This window comes from Streptomyces purpurogeneiscleroticus (assembly GCF_020024005.1).
Classification (GTDB): Bacteria; Actinomycetota; Actinomycetes; order Streptomycetales; family Streptomycetaceae; genus Streptomyces; species Streptomyces purpurogeneiscleroticus.
Genome location: NZ_NHSG01000030.1, coordinates 1 through 5,871, shown reverse-complemented (window position 1 = coordinate 5,871; position 5,871 = coordinate 1). Strand labels below are relative to the sequence as shown.

General features: G+C 72.8%; 6 protein-coding genes. 5 read left to right on the top strand and 1 reads right to left on the bottom strand.

From position 1 onward, the window contains the following. The coding region (locus CCS38_RS00825; protein ID WP_223731236.1) for a hypothetical protein at positions 1-375 on the bottom strand (375 nt) is incomplete at its 3' end. 231 nt (positions 376-606) lie between these two features. Between CCS38_RS00825 and fmt the strand changes: the two genes are divergently transcribed. The 5 genes from fmt to CCS38_RS00800 all read left to right on the top strand — a co-directional run. Continuing rightward, positions 607-1,545, top strand: a complete 939-nt coding sequence (gene fmt, locus CCS38_RS00820; RefSeq protein WP_223731235.1) for a methionyl-tRNA formyltransferase — start codon at positions 607-609, stop codon at positions 1,543-1,545. A 90-nt stretch (positions 1,546-1,635) separates the two neighbouring features. Further along, complete coding sequence (locus CCS38_RS00815; RefSeq protein ID WP_223731234.1) at positions 1,636-2,076, top strand: nuclear transport factor 2 family protein; 441 nt, start codon at positions 1,636-1,638, stop codon at positions 2,074-2,076. Between the two features lie 43 nt (positions 2,077-2,119). Then, positions 2,120-3,547: an RsmB/NOP family class I SAM-dependent RNA methyltransferase gene (locus CCS38_RS00810; protein ID WP_223731233.1), complete on the top strand. Its 1,428-nt coding sequence runs from the start codon at positions 2,120-2,122 to the stop codon at positions 3,545-3,547. Between the two features lie 198 nt (positions 3,548-3,745). Beyond that, complete coding sequence (locus tag CCS38_RS00805) at positions 3,746-4,378, top strand: TetR/AcrR family transcriptional regulator (RefSeq protein ID WP_223731232.1); 633 nt, start codon at positions 3,746-3,748, stop codon at positions 4,376-4,378. A 99-nt stretch (positions 4,379-4,477) separates the two neighbouring features. Further along, on the top strand, positions 4,478-5,871 hold a 1,394-nt coding region (locus tag CCS38_RS00800; RefSeq protein ID WP_223731231.1), incomplete at its 3' end, for an MFS transporter.

Genomic DNA, 5,871 nt, shown 5'->3' with positions numbered 1-5,871 from the left:
CTGGGGGTCCGCCGGGGGCTGGGGAGTGGCGCGGCGGGCGCCGTAGCGGCGGTGGACCGCCTGCTTGGTGACGCCCAGTGCCGAACCGACCGCGTCCCACGAGAAGCCGAGCGAACGGTCGAAGTCGACCGCGGCCGTGACGAGCGTCTCGACGCTGTCGCGCAGCTCCTGGGCGAGGCGCACCGTGGGTGCCGGGGCGCGCCCGTACACGACGAAGCCCGTGGACGGGCCGGTGCGCCGCGGACGGTAGACGTTGCCGAGCTGTGCGGTGAGCGTGCGCAGTGCGTCCACCTGCCGGCGGACCCGCTCGATGTCCCGCACCAGTAGATGAAGACTGGCGCGTGCCTGGGCGTCGTGGGTTGCGTGGTCGGCCATGAACAAGCCTCTCGAACCGGCGTTGAAACGGATGAACGAAGAATTGCGTGGACCGGGTCGGCGGTCCGGTGTGGTCAATGTCGTTTGACCAACGCGACAGCGCCGGGTGGGGTCACGGTATGGGGGCGTACGAGCTTTCAGCTGGGGCGCGCGGTAACCCGTACGCCCCTGCTTCTGACGACCCATAGACTGGTGTGTCTTTCCGCAGCGCTGAGAGGTAGTACGCCACCCATGAGGCTCGTCTTCGCCGGTACCCCCGAGGTCGCCCTGCCCGCCCTGGACGCCCTGATCGCGTCGGACCGGCACGAGGTGGTGGCCGTCGTGACCAGGCCGGACGCCCCGGCCGGGCGCGGCCGCCGGCTTGTCGCCAGCCCGGTCGCGCAGCGTGCCGAGGAGGCGGGCATCGAGGTGCTCAAGCCCGCCCGGCCGCGCGACGAGGACTTCCAGGCCCGGCTGCGCGAGATCGCGCCCGACTGCTGCCCGGTCGTGGCGTACGGTGCGCTGCTCCCGAAGTCCGCGCTGGACATTCCCGCGCACGGGTGGGTGAACCTGCACTTCTCCCTGTTGCCCGCGTGGCGCGGCGCGGCGCCGGTCCAGCACGCGGTGCTGGCGGGTGACGAGGTGACGGGTGCTTCGACGTTCCGGATCGAGGAGGGGCTGGATTCGGGACCCGTGTACGGGGTGCTGACCGAGGAGGTCCGGGCGACGGACACCAGCGGTGATCTGCTGACCCGGCTCGCGTTCGCCGGGGCCGGGCTGCTGGCCGCGACCATGGACGGCATCGAGGACGGCACGCTGCAGGCGGTGCCGCAGCCGGCCGAGGGCGTCACGCTCGCGCCGAAGATCGAGGTCGAGGACGCGAAGATCGACTGGTCGGCGCCCGCGCTGCGGGTGGACCGGGTGGTCCGCGGCTGCGCTCCCGCGCCCGGTGCCTGGACGCTCTTCCGGGGCGAGCGGCTGAAGGTGATGTCGGTGGCGCTGATGCCCGACCGTACGGATCTGGAGCTGGCGCCCGGCGGGATCGCGGCCACGAAGAAGGCCGTGTTCGTGGGGACCGGCAGCCACCCCGTACAGCTGCAGTGGGTGCAGCCGCAGGGCAAGAAGCCGATGGCCGCGGCGGACTGGGCGCGCGGCGTGCGGATCGAGGCCGGGGAGCGGCTCGGAGGCTGAGCCCCGGGCGCCATTGTTCAAGTTTGAGTAGTGCGACGTCCGGGTATTCGGTCGGAGTCGCTAGTCAAACTTGATTAATGAGGAGTCCGCATGGCTGAGTACGTGGTGCCCGAAGCCGCCGGGTACAGCCCGACCGAGCAGGACCGCCGGGAGCTGGAGGAGTGGTTCGCACGGTACGACGCGTTGAGCGCCGAGGTGGATGTCGAGCGGATGGCGGACATGGCCGTCTTTCCGCTGAATCTGGTGACGGATGACTCGAAGGGGGACGGCTGGGCCGGACAGTGGAGCCGGGCGGAGTTCACGCGCACGATGTCCGAGGTGATGGGCGGTGGTGAGGACGTGTCGTTCGAGTCGACGAGGACGCCGCATTTTCTGAGTGCGTCGCTCGCCGTGGTGTTCACGGACGCCGTGTTCACCATCGGCGGGCAGTCGCAGGCGGTGCGGTACGCCGATGTGCTGGTGAAACGGGACGGGGCGTGGGCGTTCCAGACCATGATCCAGGGCGGCTGGGGTGACCTGCTGCGACGGTAGGCTGGGTGGGATTCGTCCTCGTCAGCAGCGGAGCACCTTTCTCGTGAGCGACCAGCCTCGTCGTCGTCCCGGCAGCAAGCCCCATCGGAGGCCGAAGAAGGACCCCGTACGCATCCTCGCGTTCGAGGCCCTGCGCGCGGTCGACGAGCGGGACGCGTACGCGAACCTCGTCCTGCCGCCGCTGCTGCGCAAGGCGCGCGAGGCCGGGAACTTCGACGGACGGGACGCCGCGCTGGCGACCGAGCTGGTCTACGGGACGCTGCGCCGGCAGGGCACGTACGACGAGATCATCGCGGCGTGCGTGGACCGGCCGCTGCGCGAGGTCGACCCGCCGGTCCTGGACGTGCTGAGCCTGGGCGCGCATCAGCTGCTCGGTACGCGGATTCCCACGCACGCCGCGGTCAGCGCGAGCGTCGAGCTGGCGCGGGTGGTGCTCGGCGACGGGCGGGCGAAGTTCGTCAACGCCGTGCTGCGGAAGATCGCGGCGGACGATCTGGACGGGTGGCTGGAGCGGGTCGCGCCGCCGTACGACGAGGACCCGGAGGATCACCTCGGGGTCGTGCACTCGCATCCGCGGTGGGTCGTCTCGGCACTGTGGGACGCGCTGGGCGGCGGCCGGGCCGGGATCGAGGACCTGCTGGAGGCGGACAACGAGCGGCCCGAGGTGACGCTGGTCGCCCGGCCCGGCCGGTCCACCCCCGACGAGCTGCTCGACGCGGTCGGCGAGGAGAACGGGCTGCCGGGCCGCTGGTCGCCGTACGCGGTACGGCTCACCGAGGGCGGCGAGCCGGGTGCGCTGGACGCCGTACGGGAGGGCCGCGCGGGCGTGCAGGACGAGGGCAGCCAGCTGGTGGCCGTCGCGCTGGCCAACGCGCCGGTGGACGGGGCCGACGCGCGCTGGCTGGATGCCTGCGCGGGGCCCGGCGGCAAGGCGGCGCTGCTGGGCGCGCTGGCGGCGGAGCGCGGCGCCGCGCTGCTCGCCGCGGAGAAGCAGCCGCACCGCGCGCGGCTGGTCGCGCGGGCGCTGGCGGGCAATCCCGGACCGTACGAGGTGATCGCCGCCGACGGTACGCGTCCGGTGTGGCGCCCGGGCTCCTTCGACCGGGTCCTGGTGGACGTGCCCTGCACGGGCCTGGGCGCGCTGCGCCGCCGCCCGGAGGCGCGCTGGCGCCGCCGCCCCGAGGACCTGGACGGCTTCGCGCCGCTCCAGCGCGATCTGCTGCGGCAGGCGCTGCGGGCCGTGCGGGTCGGCGGGGTCGTCGGGTACGCGACCTGCTCGCCGCATCCCGCGGAGACCCGCGCGGTCGTCGACGACGTGCTCAAGGAGCAGGGCGTGGACGCCGAGTTCATCGACGCCCGGCCGCAGATGCCCGGGGTCCCGGCCCTCGGCGACGGCCCGGACGTCCAGCTCTGGCCGCATCTGCACGGTACGGACGCGATGTACCTGGCGCTGCTGCGCCGCACGGCGTGAGCAGGTGGTGGGTCGGTTAGGGGACGCTCTGGGTCCTAACTCGGAGAGTCGCGCGGTCGGCCAGGGTTGAGCCTGGTCGATGATCGGGAACAGAGTGTTTCCGTTGAAGTATTGACCGGGTGGGTGGCCCGTCGTACGTTGTTGGCCTGTCGGCGGAGATCCGCCGGCCTCTCTCCCCTTGCCGCTGCGGAGTGCACCATGAGTTCGCGTCGTACCCCGAAGACCGAAGCAGCCCGCGGCGGCCGTCCCAAAGACCCCGAGCTGGACGGCAAGGTCCTGGACGCCGCGGCCGGGCTCCTGGAGGAGCTGGGCTACCTGGAGCTGACGATCGAGAAGGTCGCGGCCCGGGCCGGCGTCACCCGTAAGACGGTCTACAACCGCTGGGCCAACAAATCCGCGCTCGTCGGCGAGCTGCTCATCCGGAACGCCGGGGTGGAGCACATCCCCGACCTCGGGGACACCCGCGCCGAGATGCGGGAGCTCTTCGCGCAGATCGTGCGGGACGTGGGGGAGAGCCGCGGCAGGCTGCTGTCCTCCCTGTGGGCGACCATCGGCGACCCGGCCGTACTGCACCGCTTCCGTACCGAAGTACTGGGCCCGCGGCGGCAGTTCGCGCGCGCCGCGGTCCAGCGCGGGGTGGCCCGCGGCGATCTGCCGGCGGACATCGACGTGGACCTGCTGATCGACATGTGGTCGGGCACGGTGATGTTCCGTACCGAAGTCCGCTCGGACGCGCTGCTCGACTCGCAGGCCGACGCCATGGTCGAGCTGGCGCTGTCCGGGTGCGTCCCGCGCCTCCCGAAGCCGGACGCCCCCGACCCCGCGCCGTAACCCACGGCATTCCCCTTCTCGGTACGCCTCCGTAGGCGGGCCGCTCCTTCGGCCTGCCCTCGTACGCGTACCGCATCTCTCCGAACCGAGGTATCTGTCATGAACAGATCAAGCATGCCCCCGCTCGGCCCCCGCGCCATGCTCGCCTCCATGGCCCTCGTCGAGGTCGCCAGCGGCGCCACCCAGCAGTACCTGCCGCCGATCCTGCCCGGGCTGGGCGCGCAGGCCGGCTTCGGCACCGCACAGCAGAACTGGATCATCGTGGTGCAGATGGCGAGCTGCGCCGTGCTCACCCCGGTCCTCTCCCGGCTCGGCGACGGCTTCGGCTACCGCCGGCTCCTCCGCGCCTCCATCCTCATGGTCGTGCTCGGCTCGCTGGTCATGGCGCTGCGCCCCACGCTCCCCTTCCTGACCCTCGGCGCGGCCCTGCAGGGCGGCGTGGTCGGCTTCATGCCGCTGATGATCGGCGTACTCCGTCACCAGCAGGGCGAGGCCGCATCGAGGCGCGGCATCGGCGTGCTGGTCGGCGCGCTGCTGCTGGCCGTCGGCTGCGCGGGCATCGTCTCCGGCGCGGTCGGCGCGCACGACGCCCGGCTCGGGCTGTGGATCGGCGTGGGCGCGGGCGTGCTGGGGCTGGTCGCCGGGTTCCTGCTGCCGGACGGCGCGACACCGGCGGCCGAGGCCCGGAGCTTCGACGTACCGGGCTTCGTCCTGCTCACCGCCGGGCTGGTCGGCGTGGTGGTCGCGCTGGCGCAGGGCGCCGCCTGGGGCTGGACGTCGGCCGCGACCGTGGGCTGCGGGCTCGTGGGAATCGTGGCGCTGGCCGGCTGGTGGGCGCTGGAGCTGCGGGTGGCGCAGCCGCTCGTGGACGTACGGATGTTCCGCAACCCGCGGGTGGCCGTGCTGAGCGTGGTGACCTTCTGGGTCTCGGCGGCCACGATCGGCTCGATCGCCTTCAACGCGACGTTCCTCGGCGCCTCGCCGCAGGCGGTGGGCTACGGCATCGGGCTGAACGCGACCGCCATCGGGTGGGCACTGCTCCCGATGACGCTCGCCAGCGTGGCCACCTCGGCCCTCACTCCAGTACTGCTGCGGAGGCTGGGGGAGCGCGTCACCGTGGCCGCGGCCGGGGTCACGACGCTGCTCGGCTTCGGCTTCCTCTTCGTGTTCCACACCAACCTGGCCCACTACCTGATCGCGTCCCTGTTCATCGGCGCCGCGCTGGGGCTCTTCGAGTCCGCCACCCGCACCCTGACCGTCGAGGCCGTCGCCCCGGAGGAGACCGCCACCGCGGCCGGCGTCAACGAACTCGTGCTGTCGCTGGGCGCCGCCGTCGGGTCCGCGGTACTCGGTGCCGCGCTCGCCGCGTACACCACCGACGCCGGCCGGGTCGCCCTCGGCGGCTACACCACCGGCTGGGCGCTGTGCGCCGCCGCCGGGCCGGCCGCCGCGCTGGCTGTCCTGAAGCTGCGCCCCGCCGCGACCGCCGCCCC